We start from the raw sequence: 25,051 nt of genomic DNA on the forward strand, positions 1-25,051 counted from the left end.
CCGGAATCACCGATCAGCGTAGTTGACGTGCAGGACATTCGTTTTATCGCGCGGCGGATCCAGCGTACGAACATGATGCCTCCGCTGCGGCGAAACTGTTTTTACAGATCGAGCACAAGTTCGCGGCTCGTCGCCCTCGACACACACGCGGTCAGGTATTCGCGCTTTTCGTCGTCGCCCAGGATGCAGTCGTTGTGCTCGACTTCGCCCGACAGATAACGCACCTTGCAGGTCCCGCAGAGGCCAGCGCGACAGGATGTTTCTATCGGCACGCCGGCTTCGTCCAGCGCGTCGGCGATGCTCTGATCCGGCGTGACCGGAATCATTTGCCCAGTGCTCGCGATCTTGACGATGAACTCGCCGACCGCGCCCGCAACCTGCTGACTCAGGTCGCGTTCCGGCGCCTTGAAGTGCTCGAAGTGAACCGTGCCCGAAGGCCAGTGCTGCGCCGCGGCGGCGCACGCCTTCATGAAACCCGCGGGGCCGCAGTAATAAACGTGGGTATCGTGGGCGGGCTCGCGCAGCAGTTCACCAATATTCAATCCCGCCGATGGATCGCCGCCATCGAAATGAAAATGCAGGCGACCCGACGTTTCGATGCTTGCAAGCTCGTCGGCAAATGCCGTGCAGCGCGCGTCCCTGGCGCAGTAATGCATTTCATAGTCGATGCCCGCTTCCTCCAGCCGATGCGCCATTGCTTTCAGCGGCGTCACGCCAATTCCCCCGGCGAGCAGCACGACCTTCCTTGCGTTGGCGGCGAGTTCAAAGTTGTTGCGCGGCGCGCTCACTTTCACACGATCCTGCACGCGCAACGTGTCATGCACGGCTTTCGATCCGCCGCGCCCGGCCTCGTCGCGCAACACGGCGATCACATAGCGATGCCGCTCGCTCGGGGAATTGCTGAGCGAATACTGGCGCACCGTACCGCCTTTGAGATGGATATCGATATGCGCACCCGCCGTGAACGGAGGCAAGGCCTCGCCCTGCGGATCGACGAGTTCATACGAATTGATGCCTTTTCCTTCGAAGCGGATCTGGCGCACCATCAAATCGAGCGTGCGCCCGTCCGCCGTATTGTCTGGACTTGCCATGGTCTTTCCTGTTGGTTCCTTGAAACAGCGGCGTGTACTGCGTGGCCGCAGCACGCGCCGTCGTTCGCCATCTGTCCTTCAGCTTTTGAGCGACGCCTCAAGCGACTCGAACTTTTCACGTACGAACTGCGCACGCTCCTCGCCCTTGAGCGTCTCGCTTTCCGTGAGGATCGCGACCAGCTTCTTCGTCATTGCACGGCGATTGACGACTTCCTGCTCGACAGTTTCGGCTTCGGGAAGATCGAACACGTTGCCTGAACAGTAGCTGTTGGGCGCGCCGGCATTCGCCCGGAACCACTCGGCGAAGTTTTCCGCCGACGCCGCCGGGTTCGTGCCGCGCACCGCGTCGCGCAGCATCTTTCGGAAAAGGAAAAGACCCGCGTCGAACTTGGTCGGATTCTCAAGCGAATGCACAGCGATCGGGCGCTGGCTGATGATGGCTTCGTAGTCGCCCGGCGCGTACTGCGCGTCCTTGTAGTTCTCGCGCTCGCGATGATTCGCCGGGATCGGCGGCAGATCATCGAGTTTGTATTTGCCGAAGCGCTCGGGACGCCGCATGGCGACCTGCCCTTCCAGAAAGTCGATGGACTCGTAACCCACCAGCGATTTATCGCCGATACCGCGCGTATCGATTCCTGGACCCATCACGCGCCAGCCGATCATCTTCGAGTTTTCATCGTCCACGGGAACGGTCCAGCGAATGATGTGGAAGCGGCTGAAGAGCTTTTTCTTCGCGCCGTCTTCCGATGTGTAGGCGTGCAGGCTCAAGTTCGGCAATACCTGATGCTGGACACGCACGAAGAGCCGGTCCTTGTCGACGCGGCGCGCCCCCGCACATGCCAGGCTGCGTCCCTGCTGCACGGGCACGAAATGCATGTCGGGGGCTACTTCCATGGACTTCGCGCCGACTTCGTCGAACGTGGTTCCCTGGTACTTGCCGTTGACCACGTTCTTGCCCGCGTGAAGTGCCGTCGGATGATAGTTGTCGGCCGCGTTGTCCTGCACCTGCAGCCAGTTGCAATGCTGGAAGTTGCTGTAGGGTACGAGTTCGTCGGTCGGGGCTACGGTGAAATCGCCTTCCCAGTCGGGAAATGGCGGCTCCTTGTCGGGCGGCCCCATGTAGGCGAATACAAGCCCGTGACGCTCGACGGCCTTGTACGCGCCCTGCTGGATCGAACATGCGTACTTCTCGGCTTCCTTCTCTTCGCCGCTTGGAAACGGCACGTGAAGGCAGGTGCCGTCCACGTCGAACACCATGCCGTGGTAGCAGCACTTGATTCCATGCTCCTGGATCGCGCCGTATTCAAGCGACGCGCCGCGATGCACGCAATGCGCGTGCAGTACGCCGACAGCCCCGCTGCCATCGCGAAACGCAACCAGTTCTTCGCCGAGGATCTTCAGAAAGCGCGGGGTGTCGGTCAGCTCGACCGCCATGCACACGGGATGCCAGAACGCGCGCATGTATTCGCCCATCGGCGTGCCCGGACCGGTTTCGGTGAGTTCGGGATCGTGACCCGGAACCTTGTTCGTGTAATAGCCGCCGAAGGGCACGAGCTTTTTCTGGACCACGCCGCCGCCACTGCTTTTCTGCCCTTCTGCCTTTTCTGACTTGATGTTCATGTAAGCCTCTGCTGGATGTATCGATAAGGGGGACCGCAAATTTTGTCTTCTGAACTCCGAACTCTGTATACAGAGATTAAGTTTGCAATGCGGCCATGTCTCTACAGGTAAACGCGATAAGGGCCAAATTTGTACCGTGTCCGTTGCGCCGTTCTGGTTTCGTTTGCACGCACCGCGCACTGCCTGTAGGCTCTTGAACTCAGTATCCAGACTTTCAAGAGTGATTCATGGCCGCCAAACTTCTCAAACTTCAGGCACGCACCGACTATGTCGATGAAGTCTATAAAGTGCTGCTCGACGCCATCAGCGAAGGCTCGCTCGCGCCCGGCGCACGCATCACGCAGGAAGAGATCGCCGAGCAACTGGCGGTGTCGCGTTCACCGGTCCTGCAGGCACTGCGCCTGCTGAAAAAGGATGGCCTCGTGCAGGATGCGCCCGGCCGCGGCCTGCTCGTCGCGCCGCTCGACCCGACCTGGATCGCGCATCTCTACGAGATCCGCGGCGCGCTCGATTCGCTCGCCGCGAGCCTGGCCGCCAGGCTTTGCGCAGAAGGGGGCGCCACGCTCGACAAATCGCTGATATCGAAAGGCCGGCGTGCGTCCAGGGGTGACGACGTCAAGGCCATGATCGACGCCGACTGGGCTTTTCATTCCGCGATCTACCGCGCCTCGGGCAATCCGCTGATCGAACAGACCGCGCATCTTCACTGGGTGCATCTGCGCCGCGTGATGGGCGCGGTGTTGCAGTCGTCGGCGCAACGCAAATCCATTTGGGACGAACACGCCGCGATCTTCGACGCCATCATTTCAGGCGACGTCGCGGCTGCCGTTGAGCTGACCAATCTGCACACGCATCGCGCCCGTGAAAACCTCGTGAAACGCCTGGGCGAAGTGCTGGCCGACGACGCCAGCAACGCCCACGCAAACTGATACCGGATGACGTCCCACGCTCAAGCGCGGGTTTGAGGACCCGCCTCGAGTACGGGCCGAACGCTTGCCGGCGTTTCCCGCCGATGAATATTGACAAGCCTCGCGGGCACCGTGAACACGAGCGCGCTGCCTATCACGAGGCTAACCGCGAGTCCGAGCACACCGTTTCCAGTCGATCCGGTTGCAGTCTGGATCAGCCCGATCACATAGGGGCTGACAACACCCGAAATGCTGCCGACCGAATTCGCAAGCGCAAGCCCCGCCGCCGCTGCCGCGCCGCCCAGGATGGCCGGCGGCAAGACCCAGAACTGCGAGATCGTCGTCATGACGCCCATGGTGCCAATGGTCAGCGCGATCATTGCAATGGGCGTTGAATGCGCATAGGAGACGCTGAAGTAAAGCCCCGCCGCACCGATAATTCCAGGCAGCGCCAGATGCCAGCGCCGCTCGCCGCGCAGGTCGGACGAGTGACTGACGAGCACCATCGCAATGGCCGCCGCCGCATAGGGAATGGCGCTCAACAAGCCGATATCCAGCGTATCCGACACGCCGCTTGCCTTGATCAATGTGGGCAGCCAGAAGCTCACGCCATAGAGGCCCATCGTGAAGAAGAAATAGATCAGGCTCAGCAGCAGCACCTTAGGATGCATGAGGCCGTCCTTGACCGAATGCAGAAGATCCGGCGAGCGTTCTTCGTCGAGCGCGCGCTCGAGAAAAGCGCGTTGCGGTGCGCTCAGCCAGCGGGCGTCGCTGACTTTATCGTTGAGATAAAAGAGCGCGACTAGACCCAGCACCGCCGTGGGAATGCCTTCGAGAACAAACAGCCATTGCCAACCCGCAAGGCCGTGCATGCCGTTCATGTGACTCATGATCCAGCCCGAGAGCGGACCGCCTACAACACCGGACATGGGAATACCCGTCATGAAGAGCGCGGTCACCTTGCTGCGCCGCGATGCGGGAAACCAGTAGGTCAGATAAAACAGGATGGCCGGAATGAAGCCCGCTTCGGCCACGCCGAGCAGAAAACGCATGATGTAGAAACTCATGGGCGTGGTGACGAACATCATGCCCGCCGAAATGATGCCCCACGTGATCATGATGCGCGCGATCCATCGCCGCGCGCCAACTCGCAGCAAGAGAAGGTTGCTCGGTACCTCGAACAGCAGGTAGCCCACGAAGAAAACGCCGGCACCGGCGCCATAGACCGCGTCGCTGAAATTCAGGTCCTTGAGCATCTGCAGCTTGGCAAACGCCACGTTGATGCGGTCGAGATACGCGCAGAGATAACAAAGAAAGAGGAATGGCAATAGTCGCCACGTGATCTTCGCGAACGTGGCGGCTTCGTCGCGCTTGCTGAGTGCTGCCGGACTGGCGGGATTCATGCTGTGTCTCCTGGGGACGGATTGGAGCGGGACGCCAGCCGTTCTGGGCGGCCGTATCGTCCTGCGCATGCTGTGCTGTGGTCAGTCGAAAGCTAGCCGTACTTCAGTCGAACATGTCGGGCTGAGTCGCGACAAGGTCGTTCCAGATGGTCTGGAAATGCAGCCAGCCGATGTACTCGCTGCCCACGTGCTCGCGGCTATAACGCGCCCGCTCCGGCGTGACGAGCTTGGGCGTGACGCCGGTTGCATCGATGAGAAGCTGTTGCTGGCAGCAGCGTTCCAGCGCGATAAACCAGAACGCCGCCGACTCGATGCTGTGCCGGCTCGCCGTGAGCAAGCCGTGATTCTGGTGAATCGCCGCTTTTACGCCCTTGAACGCGTTCGCCACCTTGTGGCCGGCCTTCACTTCCACGGCCACCTGTCCGGCTTCATCTCCAATCACGACGTGGTCTTCAAAGAAAGCGGCCGCGTCCTGCGTGATCGGCTCGAGCTTCTTGCCGAGCGCGGCGTAAGCGGTGCCGTAGACCGTATGCGCGTGGCACATGGCCACGATGTCCTGATGCATCTCGTGCACCGCTGCATGCAGCACGAAGCCGGCACGATTGATCGCGTGATTGCCCGCGACCACGCGGCCCTCGTGATCGGCGCAAATCAGGTTGGAGACCTTCACTTGCGAGAAGTGGACGGCCATCGGGTTGGTCCAGTACAAGCCGGGATTTTCCGGGTCGCGCACCGTTAGATGACCCGCGAATCCATAGTCGAAACCCTGCAGCGCGAACGCCCGGCATGCGCCCACGAGGCGTTCCTTGAGATGCTGCCGATGCGCCGCCGGGTCCGAAAACACCGGCAATTCCGGAAAGATCAGCCCTTCCTGCTCCGGCTGATAAATCGACACCTTCCCGTCCCTGACTATCTTTTCCACGATCTCCGACCCTGCTTCCATGACTGCCGCCATTGCTTTCTCCTGTTTAAACGCTGGTGTGTTCCGCAGGTCCTTACTGTCGGCTTTGCAATGGTTATTGACAAACGATGGCTGTTCATACAAAGATGAACCGTATTCATGCATCAATGAAAACCATTAGAAAACCGGAGACAAAAAACGCATGCGGCGCATCCCCAATTTCGTGTTGCTGCGCGCCTTCGAGGCGGCGGCGCGGCTTGAAAGCTTCACGCTTGCGGCGGAGGAACTGCATCTCACGCAGTCGGCTATCAGTCATCAGGTGAAGGAACTGGAAGGGTATTTCGGCGTGCCGCTGTTCCACCGGCGCAATCGCCGCGTGGAAACCACGGCGGAAGGACGGCGTCTGTTCGACAGTCTCGGCCGTGTATTCGATGTAATCGAAAACGCGTGCAGCGAGGTCGCGCTCGCGCCCCAGGCGCAAGTGCTCGCCGTGCATTGCGCACCGAGCCTTGCCGTGAAGTGGCTGGGGCCACGCCTGCCCATGTTCATGCAAGCGCACCCGGACATTACGATCCGGCTGTCGTCGGGTGCGGAGCCGGTGGATCTCACGCGCCTGCACGAAGTCGATGTCGCGATCTCCTACGGCGCGGCTATCGAACGTCCGGGACTACAAGTCGATGCGCTGGGTACGGAGCGGATTGTTCCAATGTGCCCGCCCGCAATGGTGCACGCGGATATTTCACTCGAGGAACAGGCAAAGGCCTTTACGCTGATCGATTCGCAATTGAGCCGCGTGACGTGGCGCGACTGGTTCGTGCTCAATGGCGTGGAATTTTCGGGCAAGCCGCGGCCGTCGTTTGATCGTGGTGCGCTGGCGATCTCGGCGGCGGTCGACGGCATGGGCATGGCGCTGGAAACCACACGTCTTGCGGAACGCGAGTTCGCGCGCGGCGAGCTGGTGGAATTCGGCGCTGGATACTTCAAGCCGTTCATGCGCGAAACGCACTTCGTATCGTTTCGGACCAGCGACCGGAACGTCGAGAAGGTCAAGGCGTTCCGGGCGTGGCTGGCGGAAAAAGCCGGGATGAATGGGAAATGGGACGCAAAGGCTTCGTGAAGAATCGCAATTCGAACTCGCGATTATCCAACCCGGGTCCGGCTTGCGGATGACCACGCTGTTGTCTAGCCTTTTATCTAGCCTCTCAGGCAAGAATCCCGCTGCATTGTGTGTGGAGGACGTTAATGTCAGCCTCAAAAGCACCCTCGCCCGTTTCATTTGGCGTGTTGTCACGTCCCGCTCTTGCCACAAAAAAGGAACATAATCGCCAAACGCCAATCGCCGGTCCCAATGCACCAAAGTAATACCAGCGCTCATTCGCTTCAATAATCGCCGACTCCGGTGCGCCCGACAACTTGAGTTCGGCTGCGGTACGTTGCGCAATCACAATGCGCGTAGCAAGTCCGACCATGGTGTCCACCTTTTCGCGAATGAAGGCATGCCACGCCAGCAAGCTGATGCAGGCTGCTGCAAGTTACGACAGACTGGTGTGAAACGTGAGCCGCGTGATGGCACAGCGCACAGCGAGCGCGTTGTTCGATGCTTTTCGAAATCGGAACACACGTGAATATCCGCACCGCAATTCGCGCTGCGGCGTCTTTAAAGCTAATCCGGGACTCGGCTGGCAATTCGGACAGGTGTCCTGTCCGATGCTCCGAACAAGATCACGCAAATGAAGGCGCATGTTCTTCCGGGTCTTCGGTTACGGATCGCTCTTGTTGTGAAAAGAATAGAACCTGAATGAAAAAAAATACAGGCGATTCTGTAATGTCACGCGAAAGACCCGAAGTGGACGACGCGTATAAATACCTCATGTCTCAAGAGCTGCTTAATTAATAGTTCGAACCCCTACTGATATCTTTTCCGGAGATTGCCCTGGAAGAAATTCAAGGACTGGCCGCGCATCCACCTTTCGGAAGAAAGCAATGCCGCCGATCGTCTGTCCCAAGTCGATCAAGATCACAGTGGCGTCGTTATCAGAGTATTGAACGATTCCCGGGAACGCTCGAAGGCGAGCTATCGATTTACAATGCCCGGATGAATCCGCTTTCCCAACAACAAAATTCGGTACGAGCACTCCTCACATCCTGTTTCTGGAGCGGCGAAGCCATTCGCAGCCGGCGCGTGAGCGAAATCGTGCTGACAGGCGTGGTCGATGTGCCTGCTCCCCCCGCGCGTCTGCTTGCAGATTGGGACAGGGAAATAGCGTCGCGCCTGGTCCTGGAACCCGGGGACGTGGAAGCGATGCCCCTGGCGAGAGCGCTGATGCGTTGGCCTGACTACAAGCGATGCGTGCAGGCAGTGTCCAGCTGGACACGCGCGCTAGGACTGCCTGACGTGCTTGCGTCAAGCGATGTGGCGCTCATGGTCTGCCGCGGCGCACGATACCACCACGACGGAGAGCAATACGGCAGTGCAGCCTTCTGTAATCTCTTCATGAGCGAAGACAAGGGCCTGGACCTGCATTTTCCGTCGATAGATCTTCGAATCCCGCTGACCCGGGGAACGGCCGTGATATTCGATACCTGCCAGCCACACGGTGTCATTGAACGCAGCAGCCGTGGTTTCGATGCAGCCGACTTCCCCGACGGCCGCGACTTGACTCAACTCTTCCTGACGTGGGAGCTTCCCATCGAAGATGCAGGTGTTGCGCACGCGCTCGAGGTCGACTTCGACGTCGCCCCTTCGAGTTCGCTGCAACTGGAAGAAGAGCAAGTCTGGCTGAACGGAGCGCGGGCCATTGTATGTCCCGACTCCGGCCGATGGTGTCCCGCCTCTTGCGCGCCGGCATAGACGCACGCGGCTATTTTGCCGCGAGCTTGTCCTGTGTGCTGGTTTCGAAGTCAGAGGCGCTGTGACGCTCGTGCAATTGACTTGCCGGCTCGCCAGACACGCGATTGACCATTCGCCCGCGCCGCACAGCCGGGCGTTCGCCAATCATGTCGGCCCAGCGTTGAACATGCTTGTAGTCCTGCACCGATAAAAACTCGGCCGACTCATACAGCCAGCCCTTGGCAAGGCCGCCGTACCAGGGCCAGATCGCCATGTCGGCGATCGTGTACTCGCTGCCTGCCACGTATTCGTTATTCGCGAGCTGCTTGTCGAGCACGTCGAGCAGACGTTTCGTCTCCATCGCAAAACGGTTGATCGCATACTCGATCTTCGTCGGGGCGTATGCATAGAAATGCCCAAAGCCGCCGCCCAGATAAGGTGCGCTTCCCATCTGCCAGAAAAGCCAGGACATGCACTCGGCCCGCGCTGCGGCCTCTGTCGGGAGGAACGCCCCGAATTTTTCAGCGAGGTACAGGAGGATCGCGCCTGACTCGAAGACCCGGATCGGCCTGGCGCCGCTGTGATCCACCAGCGCGGGGATCTTGGAATTGGGATTGGCGGCGACAAAGCCGCTGCCGAACTGGTCGCCATCGCCGATCCTGATCAGCCACGCGTCGTACTCCGCGCCGCTGTGACCGAGCGCCAGCAGTTCCTCCAGCATCACAGTGACCTTCACGCCATTCGGCGTGCCCAGCGAGTAAAGCTGCAGAGGATGCTTGCCGATGGGCAGATCCTTGTCGTGCGTTGGCCCGGAGACCGGACGGTTGATGTTCGCGAAGCGGCCACCATCGCCTTTGTTCCAGGTCCAGACTTTCGGCGGCGCGTAATCAGAAGAAACGCTCATGCTCAAGCTCCATGCGGATTTTTGGGATATTTGGCTCGAAGCGAGAATAACAAACTGGCGGAAATGTTGCCGGGACCGCTCAGGATGGCGTCTGCCCACTTGAAACCATCCCTTCGTGCTCGAGCCACGCGCGAAAAGCCAGGACCAGTTCATCGCCTGATTTCGCATCCGGAACGTAGGTGCAATAGCTTCGTGACGGCAGACGAAGACCGGCAAACGGCGCGACGAGCCTGCCCGTGGCAAGATCGTCGGACACGAGCGCGGTCGGTCCCATCGCAATACCCATTGCGTCGATGGCAGCCTGCAGCGTCAGATAGAAGTGGTCGAAGCTCACGGCCGCGGCCGGCCGCAGCGCAGGGACCAGAGCCTTTGCAAGCCAGTCCGGCCAAAGACGCGGGAGGCTTGCCGTGTGCAGCAATGTGTGTTGCCGCAGGTCCCGCGGCGTCCGAAGCGGCACCCGTTGCAGCAGTGCCGGACTGCACACCGGAAGCCGCTCCTCGGTCAAGAACGGTTGCATCGAGTAGCCATAGAACGTGTCCGGTCCACCCCGGATCACCACGTCATGAATGTCTTTCAGGCTCTCCACCGACTCGTTCGAAGTCTCCACCTTGACGTCCACGTCGAGATGTTCCGCGTTGAACTTCGCGAGTCGCGGCACCAGCCAGCGCAGCGTGAATGTCGCGGGCGCACTTACGGACAGTGTCCGGGAAACCGTTTCGGCGATGCCATATCTCGCCGTTGCCTGCGATAGCTGCTCGAATAATGGACCGATTTGCTTAAGGTAAGCCTTCGCGGCCGGCGTAAGCACGACACGCCGGTTATGCCGTTCGAAAAGCGGTGCGCCAAGCCAGTCTTCAAGCAGGCGTACATGCTGGCTCACCGCACCGTGGGTCACGTGCAATTCGGCCGCGGCTTCCTTGAAACTGCCGAGCCGGCCCGCAGCCTCGAAGGCGCGCAACGCATTGAGCGGAGGCAAGATACGTTTCATTCAAGATAGTTTATCTAATGTGATGGTCCAATTTATCTGGTTTGTTGGGCCGCGGCAAGATAGATATCCTGCTTGCCATGCCTTTCAGATCCGGAACTCGCATGATCAGTTACACAGGGGGTCTCGTCCTCCTTGCAGCCGTGCTTCACGCAACCTGGAACGCGATGCTGCACGGCAATCGCGACCGGCTCCTGTCCATGACGTGGATGAGCATCGCCATCGCGGTGGTGGCAACGCTTGCTGTTTTGTTCATGCCGTGGCCAGCAGACGCAGCGTGGCCGTATATCGTCGCGTCGGGGCTCCTGCATATCGCCTATAACATGAGCCTCGTTCGATCGTACCGGCGCAGCGACCTGGCGCAGGCGTATCCGATCGCGCGCGGCTCGTCGCCGCTGCTCGTCACGCTCGGTGCGGCGTTATTCGCCCATGAAGCGATCGGCCTGATGCACGTGCTGGGGATTGTGATGATATCGGGCGGCATCATCGCGCTTGCGCTGCAGGGTGGGAACGTGTCGCGTGCAAGTGCGCTTGCCGCGCTCACAACCGGCGCGACGATCGCGCTATATACCGTGACCGATGGCATTGGCGTGCGCTTGTCCAATGGACAGGCGCTCACCTATACCGCGTGGATATTCCTCTTCTATTGGCTGATGCCGGTACTTTTCGTCGCGATGCGCGGGCTCACAGCACTGTGGGCGCCGTTGCGGGACGGGCCGTTGGCGGTCGGGTCGTCGCTTGCGGGCGGCCTGGTGTCGATCGCGGCGTATGGCATCGTGATCTGGGCGATGCAGACCGGCGCGATGGGCGCGGTATCGGCATTGCGCGAGACCAGCGTGGTCTTCGCGGTGCTGATTGGACGGATCTTCCTGCGCGAGGCCGTGACAGCCAGGCGCTGGCTCGCATGCGTGATCGTGGCAGCCGGGGCGGTTTGCCTGGGGCTTTGACGCGGGCGCAACCTGGGTTGCGCGCCGGACTGCCCGGTCTCAACACTTTGCCTGGGAAGACTTTTCCTTCGCATGTGCATGCAGCTTCGGAGGCGTGGCATTGCCGCCCCGTTCCTCGAGATACTTGCACGCGCTGATGATGTCGCGCCCCAGCAGTTGCGCGACGTTGTGATTGATATGCGGCCTGATGACCACACGCAGGCTCATCACTTCTTCCGCATCGGGCGGCATGGAATACGCGGACAATACCCAGCCTTTCTCGCGCACCTTATTGGAGACGTCGAACTCGTTGAAATTCTTGATCCGCTTGGCGAGCGTCACGGCCACGACGGGAATGCGCTGCGTTTCGTTCATCACCCTGAAATAGCCGCTCTTCAAGAGCGTCTCGCGCAGCGCAATCGCGTTATCGAGCGTGTGCTGCATGATGCGCTTGTAACCGTCGAATCCAAGACGCAGGAACTGGTAGTACTGCACAGCAATCTGCAAACCATTGCGGCTGAAGTTCAGCGTGGCGGTCGGCATTTCGCCGCCCAGGTAGTTCACATAGAACACGAGGTCCTCATTGAATACCTTGCGCTCCCGGAAAATGACCCAGCCGAGTCCCGGTGGCGTGAGCCCATATTTATGTCCGGACGCGTTGATGGACAGCACGCGCGGAAAGCGGAAATCCCATTCGTATTCCGGATAGAGAAAGGGATTGACGAAACCGCCCGACGCGCCATCGATGTGCATCGGAATCGAAATGCCGGTTCTTTTTTCGTAAGCGTCCAGCCAGTCGTGTATCCCTTGAATGTCGTCGTCCTCACCGGTAAACGTTTGTCCGGCAATTGCCACAACTGCAATGGTGTTTTCGTCGACGTACTGCTCGAGGTGTTCGGCAGTAAGCCGATAATTGCCAGGCTTGAGCGGCACGATTCGCGGCTCCACGTCGAAGTAGCGCAGGAATTTCTTCCACACGATCTGGACATTGCCGCCCGTGACCATGTTGGGCCGGGTCGCGTCCTTGCCCGCTTTCTCGCGCGCCTGCCGCCAGTTCCACTTGTGCGCGAGTCCCGCCAGCATGCATGCTTCGGACGATCCCACCGTGGCGGTGCCGTACGGTTCGACGCCCTTCGGACCGTTCCATAGCTGATGCAGCCACCTGACCATCCGCGTTTCCATTGCGAAGAGTTGCGGATACATGTCGTGGTCGATGTAGTTCTTGTACATGTTGCGCTTTGCCGTCTCGACCGCTTCCGGCTCGCCATAAGTGGTGACAAAGGACGACATGTTCAGCATCGGATTGGTATCCGTCCATTCGTCGCTGATCACCAGCGCCTCAGCCGCACGCGCGGACATCCCCTGTTTCGGAAACTCGTCCTCTGGCACCGGGTAGTTGAACTCATCGTACGGTGTGATCTTTTCGACCGGCGTATTCATGTGAAACTCCTTCAGTCAGGATGAGGAAGAGCCGGGTGCACAGGTCAAGGCTCGAGCCATTGACCTGCCACGGGACCAGCCCGGACTTGGCGAAGCACTGCAGTAGCTGAACTTCTTATCCATCGTCGGGTTGAGCGCCGTGAGAAGGCTCATTGAAATGCCTGCGTCCAATCCGTCAACCGCATTGCTGTCAACCCGTTCAGGTCATCAGCATCACAATCACCATGCCCCAGATAGTCAGCAGCGTATTGCCCACCGCGTAGGTCACGGTGTAACCAAGACCGGGAATCTGACTCTTCGCCGCATCGCAGACCATCCCCAGAGCGGCTGTCGTGGTTCGGGCGCCGGCGCATACACCAAGCAGGATCGCGGGATGGAAACGGAACACGTACTTGGCGATCAGCATTCCCAGAATCAGCGGCAGCGCCGTGGCGAAGATGCCCCAGAGAAAGAGACTGATCCCCAGGTGCTGCAAACCGGCAACGAAACCGGGACCCGCCGTGATGCCAACAACAGCGATAAAAACATTCAGACCGACCGAGTTCATGAACCACACTGTCGGTTCGGGAATACGGCCGAAGGTTGGATGAATTGCGCGCAACCAGCCGAAGACGATGCCGGCTATCAACGCGCCGCCTGCGGTCGAAAGCGTGATCGGAATCGATCCCACCTTGATGACAATCGCGCCCAGGAGCGCCCCAAGGGTAATGGCCAGCGTCACGAAGGCCACGTCGGTCACATTGGTCGGCCGGTCCAGCACACCAAGCGCTTTCGCAGCGGCGGTCGTGTCCTGCGTTCGGCCGACGATGGTCACCACGTCGCCCCGATGCAGCACGGTGTTGGGCAAAACCGGGATTTGCGTTTCTGTCGGGCCGCGTTTGATCTTGCGCAGATAGACGCCGCGCGCGGCGGGTAGTCTCGAGAGTTCCTGCAATGTTTTACCGTCCACGGCCTTGCTGGTCACGTAGACATCCACGCCCTCCGCCGGCACGGCAAGCAACTCAGGGTCGTCCACCTCGATGCCCCGCGCTGCGCGCACTGCAACCGCATGGTCCCCGTCATGGCTTGCGTCCCGGTCTCTTGCAGCCAGTAACGCAATGAGTTGATCGCGAGGACCCGCCACTGCCACCACGTCGCCGGATTGCAGGACAAAACTGAGCGTCGCCTCTTCGATCACGCCAGCGCGTCTGACCCGCTCGATGAAAAGCCGCGTCCCTTCCGGTTCGAGCGCTTCCACCTGGCTCACCGTCTTGCCTGTGATCGGGCTGTCCGGAGCGATCCTGTAGGCGCGCAGTTCGTGCCGGTGCCATGCCTGGCCCGCAACCCCGAGTTCCTGCGCGCCGCCCAGGTTCACCTCGTACTCCTTGCAGGCGGCAACCAGATCAATGCGCAACAGCTTCGGGCCCAACGTTGCAAGGATCAATGCGGAGCCGACAGTCCCGAAAATATACGACACGGCATAGGCGGTAGGCATCTCATCCAGTAGCGCCTTTGCCTGGCTGGCCGGAAGACCGAGCCGGTTGATGGCGTCCGTGGCGAGTCCCATCGACGCCGATATGGTTTGCGAGCCGGCAAACAGCCCGGCCGCCGACCCCACGCTGTAGCCCGCCAGTTTCGCGGCGATGACCGGCGCGGCGAGACACAGCACGCATTGAACGACAGCAAACAGAGCTTGCGGCAAACCATCCTTCGCGATTCCGCGTACGAACTGCGGCCCGACTCCGTAGCCCACGGCAAACAGGAACATCAGGAAGAACACTGACTTGACGTTCGGTGAAATAGAAATATGAAGCTGCCCGATTGCGATGGCCGCGAGCAAGGTCGCCGTCACTGCGCCGAGACTAAAGCCCTTCACACTCTTTCCACCAACCCAGTAGCCAATTCCAAGCGAGAGAAATACCGCAATCTCGGGATAGTGCTGCAGCGTTTCAGTGAACCAGGACATCGGCGCTCCTTGTTTTCGATTGATAGAGACAGGCGATCCGGCGCACTCATCTGCCTGACGGCCTGCCCTCGCCGTCAACAACATGAAGGAACGCCGGCAATCGCCTCCCTATTCGTTATCGGAGAACGACATGATCTGCACAACCAGGCGACGCTGATTCCAGTACATGCCATGCAGACGGTGTTGCATCTCCGTCAGCAAAGCCTGTGTCGCCCCGGCTACTTCAACCAGCGCGCCCGGACGCGAGCCGTCACCTTCAATACGTGTCAGGCTGTCGATTTCCACTTGTGTGTACTTGCGCATGAACTCGCGCAACGCGTCGTCACTCGTTTCAGGCGCCAGATTGCTGATCCAGAGCTTCATGTCCGTTCTCTCCATGACGCGCAGCGCGCTTAACCCATGATGCTGACGCCGCCGTCGATAAACACCGTGTTGCCCGTGATGCGCCGTGCATAGGGAGTCGCCAGATAGGCGCAGGCGAAGCCGACATCCATGATGTCAACGAGTTCGCCCATCGGCGCCCGCTCCAGCGCTTCATTGAGCAGCAAGTCGAAGTCCTTCAATCCCGACGCGGCCCGCGTCTTAAGCGGTCCCGGAGAAACCGGGTGAACGCGTATGCGCCGGGGACCGAGTTCGTGTGCGAGATACCGGCACGACGCTTCGAGCGCGGCCTTGACCGGTCCCATCAGGTCGTAGTTGGGTACCACGCGCGTGGCGCCGAGATAGCTCATTGCGAACATCGATCCGCCTTCGTCCATCAACGGCGCGGCCAGTCTCGCCATGCGGATGAACGAATGACAGGACACGTCCATTGCGGTGGCAAACCCTTCGGGCGAACTATTGAGGAGGCCGCCTTGCAGGTCATCCCTCGGTGCAAACGCAATCGAATGCAAGGCAATGTCCAGTCGTCCCCAGGTGGATCGGAGGGTGTCGAAGAGTGCAGGCATTTCATCCGGCTTCGACACATCAAGCGGCATCAGCAGCGTTGCTTCAAGCTCCTTGCTTAGCGGCTCGACATACGGCTTCGCCTTTTCGTTCAGATACGTGATCGCCAGTTCGGCGCCGAGTTCGCGAAACGCGCGCGCGCAGCCGTAAGCAATCGAATGCTCGTTTGCAATGCCGAGAATCAATGCCTTGCGTCCAAGAAGTGGCTGGTTGGATGAAACGGGCATCTACGTCTCCAGTAGATCAAGAGTGTGAGAGGCGATCATCAGTTCTTCGTTAGTCGGAATCACCCATGCGGCAACCGTGCTGTCGGCCGTGCTGATCCGCGGGCCGTGATTCGCGTTCGCGGCCGGGTCGAGCGATACGCCCAGCCACGCCGCATCACGGCACACGCGTTCACGTACCTGAAACGCCCGCTCGCCGATCCCTGCCGTGAACACAATCGCGTCCAGGCCGCCGAGGGCTGCCGCAAGTGAGCCGAGTTCACGGCTGATCCGATAACAAAAGAGGTCGACCGCTTCGGCGGCCGCTGGATCGCCACTCGCGAGCAGCGTGCGCATGTCGCTCGATATCCCCGACACGCCAAGCAATCCCGAGCGCTGGTACAAGAGTGTCTCGATTGCACGCGCGTCCATTGCGTGCTGGTCCATCAGCCAGATCAGGACGCCGGGATCGATGCTGCCCGAGCGCGTGCCCATCGGCAGTCCTTCCACGGCGGTGAATCCCATCGTGCTCGCCCGGCTCTTGCCGTTCGCAAGGGCAGCCATGCTCGCACCATTGCCCAGGTGCATCACCACGGTCTTGCCGCGTGCGGCGCGTTCGTCGTAGTGTGCAAGCACAGACGCAATGTATTCGTATGAGAGCCCGTGAAATCCATAGCGCCGCACGCCTTGCCGCGTGATCCCGCGCGGCAGTGCGAATTGCGTTGCTATTGGCGGCTGGCCGTGATGAAAGGCCGTATCGAAACACGCCACCTGCAGCAGTCCGGCGCGGTGCGCGGCAATCGCCTTCAACGCTGCGAGATTATGCGGCTGGTGCAGCGGCGCTAATGGAATAAGCGCTTCGAGCCTGCCTATCACTTCTTTGTCGACGCGCACCGGTTCAGCATACTGACTGCCGCCGTGAACGATCCGATGACCCACCGCAACCGGCGTATAACCGGCCGAGTGACCCCGCAGCCACTCGAACAAGAACGTGATCGCACCGTCATGGCCGAGCCGATCTCCTTCAGGCCAGCGCTTTTCGTCGAACACCTCGCCGTTACTGTGCTTGACCAGGAAATGTGGCTCTGCCTGGATCTCCGCGAAATTACCGCTATAGATCTGCTCGAGCGTCTTGCCGGACAGGGCAAATACAGAAAATTTGACGCTCGACGAACCCGCATTGATCACGAGGATGACATCCATGGCGCGTCACCCGGCGACAGACCGCGACGGCTCGCGCCGCCACAGTGCGACCAGTGACGCGACCGCGCACGACGCGAGCCGCGTGATGACCGAATCCGCCCGGCTGGTGAGAATCACCGGGACGCGCGCGCCGAGCACAATGCCCGCTGCGTCCGCGCCAGCCAGAAACGACAGGCTTTTTGCGAGCATGTTGCCCGCTTCCAGATTCGGGACGACAAGCACATTTGCACGCCCGGCAACGGGCGAAACGAGGTGCTTGATGTTCGCGGCCTCGACGCTGATTGCGTTGTCGAGTGCAAGTGGACCGTCGAGTATGCCGCCGGTGATTTGCTGGCGGTCGGCCATCTTGCACAACGCCGCAGCTTCCACAGTCGAAGGTACTTTGGGATTGACGGTTTCCATCGCCGATAAAATCGCAACGCGCGCGGCCGGAAAGCGCAGCGCGTGCGCAAGGTCGATCGCATTCTGCACAATATGCATCTTGTCTTCGAGCGTTGGCGCGATATTGACCGCCGCGTCGGTGATGATCAGCGGATCTTCGTGGCCGGGCACGTCCATCACGAAGCAGTGGCTGATACGACGCTCCGTGCGCAATCCGCTGTCGCGCGCGACGACTGCCGCCATCAGTTCATCCGTATGCAGCGAACCCTTCATCAACGCCTGCGCTTTGCCTTCGCGCACGAGCGCAACCGCCGCAGCGGCGGATGCATGGCTATGCAGTGCGTCGATTATCGGCAGGTTCGACACATTGATGCCATGTTCGTCGGCAACGGCCCTGATACGGGACACGGGTCCAACCAGAACAGGCGCAATCAGGCCCAGCTTCGCTGCGTCGACCGCAGCGCCAAGCGAGCTTTCATCGCACGGATGCGCGACGGCGGTCGGTGTCGGCGCCAGCGTCGCCGCGAATGAAACGAGGCGTTCATATTTTTCGCGTTTGCGTTCCATGTCGTCCCCGTCAACTCGCTTGAGTCGATTTCACGCGTTTTTCGCGCGGCTCGATTGCAAGAACCTCCGCAACGCGATCAAGACGCGCCTGCTGCGCCGGGACGATTTCACCGCGCGTGGCCGCAAGCGTGCGCACTACATCGAGCGCCCGGCGGCGGTCTGCTGGCGTAGGCAACAGGCGAGCCAGGCCGGCAAGCGCGCGCTCTTCATTCCACAGCACGAGGAACGTTTGACGCTTCACGACCTGCTTGAGCTCGGCAATGCGTATGCGGTCATCCAGACCGGACTCGCGGAGCATGTGGCGCATTGCATTGAACGGACGCTCGTCGACCACGTGGAGATCGCGGCCGCAATAGAGGAGCATGCGTATTGCGCCATCGAGCAACGTGCCGTGTTCGAACGTCGCTTCCAGTTCGCGTCGTTTCAGCCGCTTGAACTCCTCTTCAATCCAGCTATTCGTCTCGAGCGCCCGGCGTCGCGCGGATGCCGGCTTGAGACCAACCAGCGCTGCGAGCCACGGCGATCCATAGATCGACTTGAAGATGAGTTCGACCGCCGAGTCGCGGCCGGCACGATACCCGTCCAGCCCTTGCCCGATCGCGTGCGACATGGCGTATTCGCCCGCGAGCAATGCGTTGTCCGATGAAACCGCATGACGGTTCTGCCGTGCTGTATCGGCGAGCATCTTCACGCCCCACATCGCCGGATTCAGATCCGAGAACAGCCATCGCTCGACGCGTGCCGGGTTCATGTGCATGTTCCATCGGGCAGTCCATGGATTCGACAGGGCTTTCACCCAGGGCGACAGGAACGTGTCATAGATTCCCTGGTTGATCTCGGCCACGCGTTCGACTACCTCGAATGCACGCTCGTGATCGCGACCGTCACCGAGCGCCAGGATGTCTTCGATCTCACGCATCTCGAAGCGGATCAGATAGCGCCCCTCGACAAACTCCAGGCCGGGCAGATCCGGCCGGGTGTCCTCAATGACGGCTTCGTATAAACCGGGCGGTAGCGTGTCGATCAGATCAAGTGCGCTGATGAGTTCGGCATGCTCCTTTTTTGCCACGCCCGCCGACACGAATATGCCAAGGTGTCCGATCTTTTCGTTCAGGCAATAGACGATTGTCTGTTCGTGGAGACGGATCGCCTCCACGCTGTCGTAGAGGTCGGGAATCCAGTTGAGCGCCTGCTGCGGCGGCGTGATGTCGTCGCCCCAGGATGCAAAGACGATAATGGGCGAGCGGATGTTGCGCAGATCAATGCGTATCTCGCCATTCGCCGATACCACCTCGCCCGCCGACAGCCGGTTACCCACAAAAAGATTCTGCGTGATCCACTCCATTTCCTCCTTGTTCATCAGGAAATGGCCGCCCCACCATCGCTCGAACTCCAGAAACCGCGGCGGTTCGGTATCGATATGCGAGTACACGTTATAGAGCTTTTTCCAATACGTGTTCGCCGGATTCATCTGTTCGAAGTTATTGACCAGATACGCGCCGTCGAACGTGCCGTTGCCGAGATCGCCCGCTAACGAAGCAAGCCACGTCCCGCCGAGCATGCCGCCCGAGTAGCGCATTGGATTCTTGCCCTCGACGCCGGCCCAGTATGAAATTGGCGACCCCGCAAGGAGGATCGGCCCGACACGTTCAGGCTCCGATGCGGCGAGGATCATCAGCGCCCATCCACCCTGGCAGTTGCCGATCACGAAGGGCTGGCCTTCGGCGTCGGGATGCAGTTCGGCGACGCGCTCGAGAAACGCGGCCTCGGCCCGCGCAACGCGCTCGATAGTCTGGCCCGGTTCCGGCCGCGGATAGAAGAACACGAAATAACAGGGATGCCCCTGCTGCAGCGCAATGCCAATTTCGCTGTCCATTTTGAATCCGCCGATACCCGGGCCGTGTCCGGCACGCGGATCTATTACGACGAATGGACGCTTCTTCGGATCCATCGCGGGTAGGCCAGGCGGAGCAATGATGCGCGCGAGTGCATAGTTCGCCGGGGCCGGCAAATCGCGGCCGCTCGCGACAAGCTCGTAGTCGAAAGTCAGCACGGGAGGCTTGCCGGCGTGCATGTGATCGATATAGAGGTCGCCTCGCTGGCGCAGCACGTCAAGAAACAACGTGCCGCGCTGCCATGCATCGACCCAATACTCCGCCGCATCCTGCGCAGGCGCCGCGAGGCGTTTCACTGCGTCTGGTACATCGGACATACTTGACTCCTCGAGAAGCACTCAAGATGCCAAGCTACCGTCGATCGCGGCGATCACCGTTCCCGCCGATGACATTCCTTGTGAAAAGTCAAAATATGCGCGGGCGCATTCATCCGGTTATCGGCCGACGAGATCCATATGACAACCTTGTGAATAACCGCAAATAAATCGATGGGAACCGATGAGCACTCGGCAATCGCCAGTTCAAGCCGCGCGTCCCCTCGCCCTCAATGCGTCGAGATTCAGCAGATGAACCTGTCTGCCGCGAATGCCCAGGAGGCCGTTCCGTTCGAGTTTGGACAGCACCCTGCTGGCAGTTTCGACCGTCATGCCCAGATAATTGCCGATTTCCTCGCGACTCATCCGCAACGTGAACCGCTTCTCGGAGTAGCCGCGCGTCTTGAATGCAGAAGACAGGCCCAGAAGAAAGGTTGCGATGCGTTGATCGGCGGACATCGTTCCGAGTATCGCGGCCAGTCCCGCTTCCCGTACGATGCTGTCGCTCAACAGCCGGTACAGGTGACGTTGCATGGTCTCGCTTTCCGAACATAGCTGCTCGAACGAATGGAACGGAACGACACACACGGTACTGTCCTCAAGCGCGATCACGTTAAAACGATGACTGACGGCGGAGATGCCGTCGAGGCCAAGCGGATCGCCTGTCAGATTCAGGTCGGTTATCTGCTCGCGGCCGCTATCGGTTATCACACTGGTCTTGAAGCACCCCGTGCGCACCAGATAAATGCCGTAAAACGGATCGCCGGCCTTTAACAATGGCTGACCGCGGTTGATGTCGCGCTTGGTGCAGATAATGGAATCCAGGCGAAGCAACTCGATCCTGCTGATTTCCGGCGGCATGCAAATCGCCTTCATCGCGCATTGCGAACACTTCTCTCCAGACCGTTTCGCGATGCCGCTTTTTGCTTCGCTTATTACTTGATCGGGCGGGCACGACGAGGGACAGAATGCTTGCTGTCCAGCCGCGAATTTGATGGTCAAAGACATACTTTTCGCGCCTTTATGGTTGCAATAGCAATGCCTGATCGGGACGCTAAAAATGGAACGGTTGGAATGTCCTCAACTTTGACGAAATTGAAATCTGCTCTCGTACCGGTGGTCTCACGCTCATGCATCGGATTCGAAGTATGAAAGGTCGGCATCGAGTAGGTTTGCTCATGCTCCTCAAGGGAACTTGCCTAGTCCGGCGCCAATAAGCATAGGCCAAATTCTGGAAAATAGCCTTGTGCAAAGTAACAATGGAACTGCTGTTTTTCCAACTTGAATCTTCATCTGGACAATGACAGCATGCCTCTCAACATGAGGTCGGGGTCTTTCATTCGTTTTCGCAACTTCGTCAAAACAAGCCGCGCGCGGGCGGCGGTCACAAACTTCGCTCGCCGCGAAGTTTGATGGCGACGTCGAGCTTTGCAAGCCAGCCCGCATCGTCGAGGTCAGCGCCCAGCAGTTTCTCGATCCGTTCAAGACGGTAATTCAACGTGTTGGGATGAATGTCCAGAACGCTCGCCGTGGCTTTTCTCCGCTGTGCCTGTTCGAAGTACGTTTGCAACGTCAACAGCAAGTCCGGCTCACTCGATAACTGCTCCAGCAGCGAAACGATATAGCGCAGCGCGTTGCTCGTACCGCGCACGCTCTCCTCGATAACTATGTCCGAATAAAGCCGAACGCGGTCTTCGCCTGCATGGGCCCGGCCGAAGCTGAGCGCATGCGCGGCTTCGTTGGCAGACGCCGCCCAACCGGCTGCGCCCACGCCCATCAGACCGATTCCGATCGCCATGATCTCCGGGGATAATGGCGCAGCCGAGACGATATCCCGAGCAATCCGGCGGTCGTTTTCATTAATGGGGTTTCCTACCGTGCAAGGCACCCAGACGAGTAATCGCCCGCGATACCAGGTATTCAGGAGATCGTTACTCAAGACCTTCAGGCGTCGCCCGATGGCCGCCACTATACGGTCCAGTTCGTTATCGAACGTCGGCGAATTATTGTCGATGGGCCCAACCTCGACGGCGAGCGCGATCCTTGGCGCCGACGCATCAAGGCCCAGGGCCGCTGCCGTTCTGTTGAATCCATCGCTGTCTTCCGGATAGTTCATCACGATGGTGTTCAGTTGATACCTGAGCGACTCGCGCCATCTTGTATGCCGATATTGTTCGTCGAGATACGACCGGGCGCTTATCTGAGCCATCACGTCGAAATAATCCATCAGATACGGGGAAATCCGAAAAAGCAATTCGTCGCGTAGCTCGTTGCTTTTATCGGCCGACTCGATATACAGGCACCAGAGTTCGCGAGTGCCTTGCCTGAAGGCTTGCAAGATCGTCTGCAGCGATACACCTTGATGCACCCGTCTCTGACCGAACGCCTGGAAGACTTGAAGCTCCTCTTCCGATGGCGGCGCTCCGCTCAGGATCGACTCGAACCATAACTTCGCGGACCAGCCTATTGAATCGCGAATATCAAGCTTGACGGCCAGATCGAGATCGCGATAACCCTCAATATTGATCAGCGTCGCATACATGCGATCTATCACGCTTGAACGATCGGATGAAAGTTGCTCCGTCAGTTCACGCAGCAGCGGGGAAATCGCGGGCACGCTGGCTATCACGATGCAGTTCTCTCTTATAGATCGGATCTTGGCACGATGTGACGGCACATTGGCCAGACACAACCACCTTGGAAACACACAAGCGCAATGCAATAAAAGGGCGTTGGCGGAGGCTGAGATTGGCCAGGCAGCCGTGTCGATCTGGATAATGATAGGTGACGAAGACGCCTCATGTTAGCGCCAAAAAGATTCGTGAGCGGCTCTTTATACGGCTGAAATGCGGACTAACTTTCGATGCACAAAATGCGCTTAAGGCATTGATTTAGATCAATGCTCAATGAATGAATTTCGCGCCGGTCGCGGCACGAAGGTCCGCCGCGGGGCCGAACGCTGGCCGCGAATTGAAGCTGACACCCATCGTCAGGCGACAGGAAAACGCACAGGCGTCCGCCCCCGCGTTGGGACGCCTACAAGGATCGTCGCGGATCAGCGTTGTGGTGCATCCGTGCGCGTTTGTACGCGTAGGAAGTGTGAATAAGAAGGGTCAACTAGGGTGGGTCGCTTCTATCGGAGAAGCAAGCTGCCAATTACTACCGCTTTTTGCAGTGCGTCCATGCCGTAGTAATGAAACTCGTCGCCCATGTTCAGACGTCAGCAAACCGACGCATGGCACGCATAGTCTGGAGCCACACTGCCACGCGGCCCCATGCCTTGCTATTACCAAACATTTATACCGTCCTGATCCAACTCCGCGACCCATTCCAACGCGGTGCGGCTCAGCGCCCGCACCGCGTCATGGGCTTCGTCAGGGGTTGAGATGCAGACGGATGGCTTCGCTTGCCTGCTGGATCGCAGCCTCGGTGGACGGCACATGCCGCAAGGCATTCAGCAACACGAAGTCATGAATCGTGCCGTTGTACCGCACGGCATTGACGCTCACGCCAGCCTCCTTCAATTTGCGCGCGTACGCCTCTCCTTCGTCCCGCAGCGGATCGTTCTCGGCCGTGACGACCAGCGCTGCGGGCAAGCCCTGCAGTTCCTCGGTGCTCGCCCGCAGCGGCGACACATAAGGATTGTTGCGTGTCTTCTCGTCCGGTGCGTACAGGTCCCAGCCATACTTCATGAAGTCGCGCGAAAGGAAGCGATCGGTTCCATAATTATGGTAGGACTCCGTATCGACGCTTGCATCCGTCGCCGGAATGAATAGCACCTGGTAGCTGATCTTCGGGCCCTTGCGGTCCTTCGCCATCAGCGTGACCGCGGCAGTAAGATCGCCGCCGACCGAATTTCCCGCAACCGCAATACGGCTGCCGTCAGCGCCGAACTCATTGGCATGCTCGGCCACCCACTTTAAAGCCGCATAGCACTCTTCAGGCTGCGTGGGATATTTGGCTTCCGGAAGCGGCGTGTACTCCACAAACACCCCAACCTGCCCTGATTTGACGACGAGATCGCGCAGCAAGCGTTGATGATTCTGGAAATTGCCGACTATCCACACGCCACCGTGAAGGAACAGCAGGACGCCCGGCTTGCCCTTCACGTGCTCCGGTTTCATGATGTACAACTTGACCTGATGCCCGTCCTGCGTGATCGTCCTCTCGGTCGTGGTCACACCTGACATGTCCACCGGCGTTTGTGACTGCAGCGCGGTGAGAGCTTCCTGAGGCTTCGGTTGAGGCAGCGTCCAGAACGGGCTGCTGTCCTTGTTGATCTGGACCAGGAACGAACGGACCTGGGGATCCAGATGCGGGTCGTCCGCTACATTGGGGGCGGCGAGGGCGGCTTGGGTCACGATGCTTGCTCCTATCAGGCAGATTGCCCGGACTATGGATGATCGGTTCATTGTCTTTGCTCGATTCAGTAAGTTGGATACGCGGTGCCGCACGTAATGTCGCGGGCATGACGAGAGGTTCGAGCCGTTGATGCATTCGGAGTAACGCTATCGCACCGTCATTGCATTCAACGGATGGATTTTGTACGGGCGGACCGCGCGCGTCTTTACCGTGCATGCTTGAGTTTTT

At 59.6% G+C, this 25,051-nt stretch carries 21 protein-coding genes; 4 read left to right on the plus strand and 17 right to left on the minus strand.

From position 1 onward, the window contains the following. Positions 1 to 101: 101 nt before the first annotated feature. The gene (locus ACRWA7_RS03960; protein WP_438390152.1) at positions 102 to 1,091 is read right to left on the minus strand and encodes a PDR/VanB family oxidoreductase; all 990 of its coding nucleotides are present in this window, start codon (positions 1,089 to 1,091) and stop codon (positions 102 to 104) included. A 78-nt stretch (positions 1,092 to 1,169) separates the two neighbouring features. Further along, positions 1,170 to 2,711, minus strand: a complete 1,542-nt coding sequence (locus ACRWA7_RS03965) for a Rieske 2Fe-2S domain-containing protein (RefSeq protein ID WP_438390153.1) — start codon at positions 2,709 to 2,711, stop codon at positions 1,170 to 1,172. 227 nt (positions 2,712 to 2,938) lie between these two features. On the opposite strand from ACRWA7_RS03965, the gene ACRWA7_RS03970 reads away from it, so the two are divergent. Next, the gene (locus tag ACRWA7_RS03970; RefSeq protein WP_438390154.1) at positions 2,939 to 3,640 is read left to right on the plus strand and encodes a GntR family transcriptional regulator; all 702 of its coding nucleotides are present in this window, start codon (positions 2,939 to 2,941) and stop codon (positions 3,638 to 3,640) included. Positions 3,641 to 3,660: 20 nt separating this feature from the next. Here ACRWA7_RS03970 and ACRWA7_RS03975 read toward each other — a convergent pair whose 3' ends face one another. Further along, positions 3,661 to 5,022 (minus strand): MFS transporter, encoded by a 1,362-nt coding sequence (locus ACRWA7_RS03975; protein ID WP_438390155.1) that lies wholly within the window; start codon positions 5,020 to 5,022, stop codon positions 3,661 to 3,663. Positions 5,023 to 5,125: 103 nt separating this feature from the next. Continuing rightward, a complete protein-coding gene (locus ACRWA7_RS03980; protein WP_060857298.1) occupies positions 5,126 to 5,977 on the minus strand; it encodes a class II aldolase/adducin family protein in 852 nt (283 codons plus the stop codon). A 148-nt stretch (positions 5,978 to 6,125) separates the two neighbouring features. Here ACRWA7_RS03980 and ACRWA7_RS03985 point away from each other — a divergent pair, with 148 nt between their 5' ends. Further along, complete coding sequence (locus ACRWA7_RS03985) at positions 6,126 to 7,040, plus strand: LysR substrate-binding domain-containing protein (protein WP_438390156.1); 915 nt, start codon at positions 6,126 to 6,128, stop codon at positions 7,038 to 7,040. Between the two features lie 85 nt (positions 7,041 to 7,125). Here ACRWA7_RS03985 and ACRWA7_RS03990 read toward each other — a convergent pair whose 3' ends face one another. Next, the gene (locus ACRWA7_RS03990; protein WP_438390157.1) at positions 7,126 to 7,392 is read right to left on the minus strand and encodes a hypothetical protein; all 267 of its coding nucleotides are present in this window, start codon (positions 7,390 to 7,392) and stop codon (positions 7,126 to 7,128) included. 626 nt (positions 7,393 to 8,018) lie between these two features. On the opposite strand from ACRWA7_RS03990, the gene ACRWA7_RS03995 reads away from it, so the two are divergent. Continuing rightward, entirely contained in the window at positions 8,019 to 8,774 is a 756-nt protein-coding gene (locus ACRWA7_RS03995) for a hypothetical protein (protein ID WP_438390158.1), read from the plus strand. A gap of 10 nt (positions 8,775 to 8,784) precedes the next feature. Here ACRWA7_RS03995 and yghU read toward each other — a convergent pair whose 3' ends face one another. Beyond that, positions 8,785 to 9,657, minus strand: a complete 873-nt coding sequence (yghU, locus tag ACRWA7_RS04000) for a glutathione-dependent disulfide-bond oxidoreductase (protein WP_438390159.1) — start codon at positions 9,655 to 9,657, stop codon at positions 8,785 to 8,787. A gap of 79 nt (positions 9,658 to 9,736) precedes the next feature. Then, positions 9,737 to 10,645: a transcriptional regulator GcvA gene (gene gcvA / locus ACRWA7_RS04005; protein ID WP_438390160.1), complete on the minus strand. Its 909-nt coding sequence runs from the start codon at positions 10,643 to 10,645 to the stop codon at positions 9,737 to 9,739. A 101-nt stretch (positions 10,646 to 10,746) separates the two neighbouring features. Here gcvA and ACRWA7_RS04010 point away from each other — a divergent pair, with 101 nt between their 5' ends. Then, positions 10,747 to 11,589 carry an EamA family transporter gene (locus tag ACRWA7_RS04010; RefSeq protein ID WP_438390161.1) on the plus strand — a complete coding sequence of 281 codons (843 nt, stop codon included), beginning with the start codon at positions 10,747 to 10,749 and terminating at the stop codon, positions 11,587 to 11,589. 39 nt (positions 11,590 to 11,628) lie between these two features. Here the strand turns inward: ACRWA7_RS04010 and ACRWA7_RS04015 are convergent, their stop codons facing one another. The 10 genes from ACRWA7_RS04015 to ACRWA7_RS04060 form a co-directional block, all read right to left on the minus strand. Next, complete coding sequence (locus tag ACRWA7_RS04015; RefSeq protein ID WP_438390162.1) at positions 11,629 to 13,008, minus strand: glutamate decarboxylase; 1,380 nt, start codon at positions 13,006 to 13,008, stop codon at positions 11,629 to 11,631. 199 nt (positions 13,009 to 13,207) lie between these two features. After that, positions 13,208 to 14,953, minus strand: coding sequence for an aspartate-alanine antiporter (gene aspT / locus ACRWA7_RS04020; RefSeq protein WP_438390163.1), 1,746 nt, complete (start codon positions 14,951 to 14,953; stop codon positions 13,208 to 13,210). A gap of 108 nt (positions 14,954 to 15,061) precedes the next feature. Then, positions 15,062 to 15,316: an RNA recognition motif domain-containing protein gene (locus ACRWA7_RS04025; protein WP_060857306.1), complete on the minus strand. Its 255-nt coding sequence runs from the start codon at positions 15,314 to 15,316 to the stop codon at positions 15,062 to 15,064. 29 nt (positions 15,317 to 15,345) lie between these two features. After that, entirely contained in the window at positions 15,346 to 16,125 is a 780-nt protein-coding gene (gene fabI, locus ACRWA7_RS04030) for an enoyl-ACP reductase FabI (protein ID WP_060857307.1), read from the minus strand. Beyond that, complete coding sequence (locus ACRWA7_RS04035) at positions 16,126 to 17,304, minus strand: acetate/propionate family kinase (RefSeq protein WP_438390164.1); 1,179 nt, start codon at positions 17,302 to 17,304, stop codon at positions 16,126 to 16,128. 6 nt (positions 17,305 to 17,310) lie between these two features. Next, positions 17,311 to 18,252 (minus strand): phosphate acetyltransferase, encoded by a 942-nt coding sequence (locus tag ACRWA7_RS04040; protein WP_438390165.1) that lies wholly within the window; start codon positions 18,250 to 18,252, stop codon positions 17,311 to 17,313. A 10-nt stretch (positions 18,253 to 18,262) separates the two neighbouring features. After that, entirely contained in the window at positions 18,263 to 20,464 is a 2,202-nt protein-coding gene (locus tag ACRWA7_RS04045) for a TerB family tellurite resistance protein (RefSeq protein ID WP_438390166.1), read from the minus strand. A 204-nt stretch (positions 20,465 to 20,668) separates the two neighbouring features. Continuing rightward, a complete protein-coding gene (locus ACRWA7_RS04050) occupies positions 20,669 to 21,322 on the minus strand; it encodes a helix-turn-helix domain-containing protein (protein ID WP_438390167.1) in 654 nt (217 codons plus the stop codon). A gap of 523 nt (positions 21,323 to 21,845) precedes the next feature. Continuing rightward, the gene (locus ACRWA7_RS04055) at positions 21,846 to 23,090 is read right to left on the minus strand and encodes a PucR family transcriptional regulator (RefSeq protein WP_438390168.1); all 1,245 of its coding nucleotides are present in this window, start codon (positions 23,088 to 23,090) and stop codon (positions 21,846 to 21,848) included. Positions 23,091 to 23,835: 745 nt separating this feature from the next. Further along, entirely contained in the window at positions 23,836 to 24,873 is a 1,038-nt protein-coding gene (locus ACRWA7_RS04060) for an alpha/beta hydrolase (RefSeq protein WP_060857312.1), read from the minus strand. Positions 24,874 to 25,051 lie beyond the last annotated feature (178 nt).

This window comes from Caballeronia sp. DA-9 (assembly GCF_051615025.1).
GTDB classification, from domain to species: domain Bacteria; phylum Pseudomonadota; class Gammaproteobacteria; order Burkholderiales; family Burkholderiaceae; genus Caballeronia; species Caballeronia sordidicola.

Excerpts from the sequence above, each read along its gene's own strand:
- ACRWA7_RS04050 (WP_438390167.1), bottom strand. The coding sequence starts at position 21,322 with ATGCCGCCGGAAATCAGCAGGATCGAGTTGCTTCGCCTGGATTCCATT.
- ACRWA7_RS03990 (WP_438390157.1), bottom strand. The coding sequence starts at position 7,392 with ATGGTCGGACTTGCTACGCGCATTGTGATTGCGCAACGTACCGCAGCC.
- ACRWA7_RS04040 (WP_438390165.1), bottom strand. The coding sequence starts at position 18,252 with ATGGAACGCAAACGCGAAAAATATGAACGCCTCGTTTCATTCGCGGCG.
- ACRWA7_RS04010 (WP_438390161.1), top strand. The coding sequence starts at position 10,747 with ATGATCAGTTACACAGGGGGTCTCGTCCTCCTTGCAGCCGTGCTTCAC.
- ACRWA7_RS03995 (WP_438390158.1), top strand. The coding sequence starts at position 8,019 with ATGAATCCGCTTTCCCAACAACAAAATTCGGTACGAGCACTCCTCACA.
- ACRWA7_RS04045 (WP_438390166.1), bottom strand. The coding sequence starts at position 20,464 with ATGTCCGATGTACCAGACGCAGTGAAACGCCTCGCGGCGCCTGCGCAG.
- ACRWA7_RS04035 (WP_438390164.1), bottom strand. The coding sequence starts at position 17,304 with ATGGATGTCATCCTCGTGATCAATGCGGGTTCGTCGAGCGTCAAATTT.
- ACRWA7_RS03965 (WP_438390153.1), bottom strand. The coding sequence starts at position 2,711 with ATGAACATCAAGTCAGAAAAGGCAGAAGGGCAGAAAAGCAGTGGCGGC.
- ACRWA7_RS04060 (WP_060857312.1), bottom strand. The coding sequence starts at position 24,873 with ATGAACCGATCATCCATAGTCCGGGCAATCTGCCTGATAGGAGCAAGC.
- aspT (WP_438390163.1), bottom strand. The coding sequence starts at position 14,953 with ATGTCCTGGTTCACTGAAACGCTGCAGCACTATCCCGAGATTGCGGTA.
- ACRWA7_RS04015 (WP_438390162.1), bottom strand. The coding sequence starts at position 13,008 with ATGAATACGCCGGTCGAAAAGATCACACCGTACGATGAGTTCAACTAC.
- ACRWA7_RS03960 (WP_438390152.1), bottom strand. The coding sequence starts at position 1,091 with ATGGCAAGTCCAGACAATACGGCGGACGGGCGCACGCTCGATTTGATG.
- ACRWA7_RS04025 (WP_060857306.1), bottom strand. The coding sequence starts at position 15,316 with ATGAAGCTCTGGATCAGCAATCTGGCGCCTGAAACGAGTGACGACGCG.
- ACRWA7_RS03980 (WP_060857298.1), bottom strand. The coding sequence starts at position 5,977 with ATGGCGGCAGTCATGGAAGCAGGGTCGGAGATCGTGGAAAAGATAGTC.
- ACRWA7_RS03985 (WP_438390156.1), top strand. The coding sequence starts at position 6,126 with ATGCGGCGCATCCCCAATTTCGTGTTGCTGCGCGCCTTCGAGGCGGCG.
- gcvA (WP_438390160.1), bottom strand. The coding sequence starts at position 10,645 with ATGAAACGTATCTTGCCTCCGCTCAATGCGTTGCGCGCCTTCGAGGCT.
- ACRWA7_RS03970 (WP_438390154.1), top strand. The coding sequence starts at position 2,939 with ATGGCCGCCAAACTTCTCAAACTTCAGGCACGCACCGACTATGTCGAT.
- yghU (WP_438390159.1), bottom strand. The coding sequence starts at position 9,657 with ATGAGCGTTTCTTCTGATTACGCGCCGCCGAAAGTCTGGACCTGGAAC.
- ACRWA7_RS03975 (WP_438390155.1), bottom strand. The coding sequence starts at position 5,022 with ATGAATCCCGCCAGTCCGGCAGCACTCAGCAAGCGCGACGAAGCCGCC.
- fabI (WP_060857307.1), bottom strand. The coding sequence starts at position 16,125 with ATGCCCGTTTCATCCAACCAGCCACTTCTTGGACGCAAGGCATTGATT.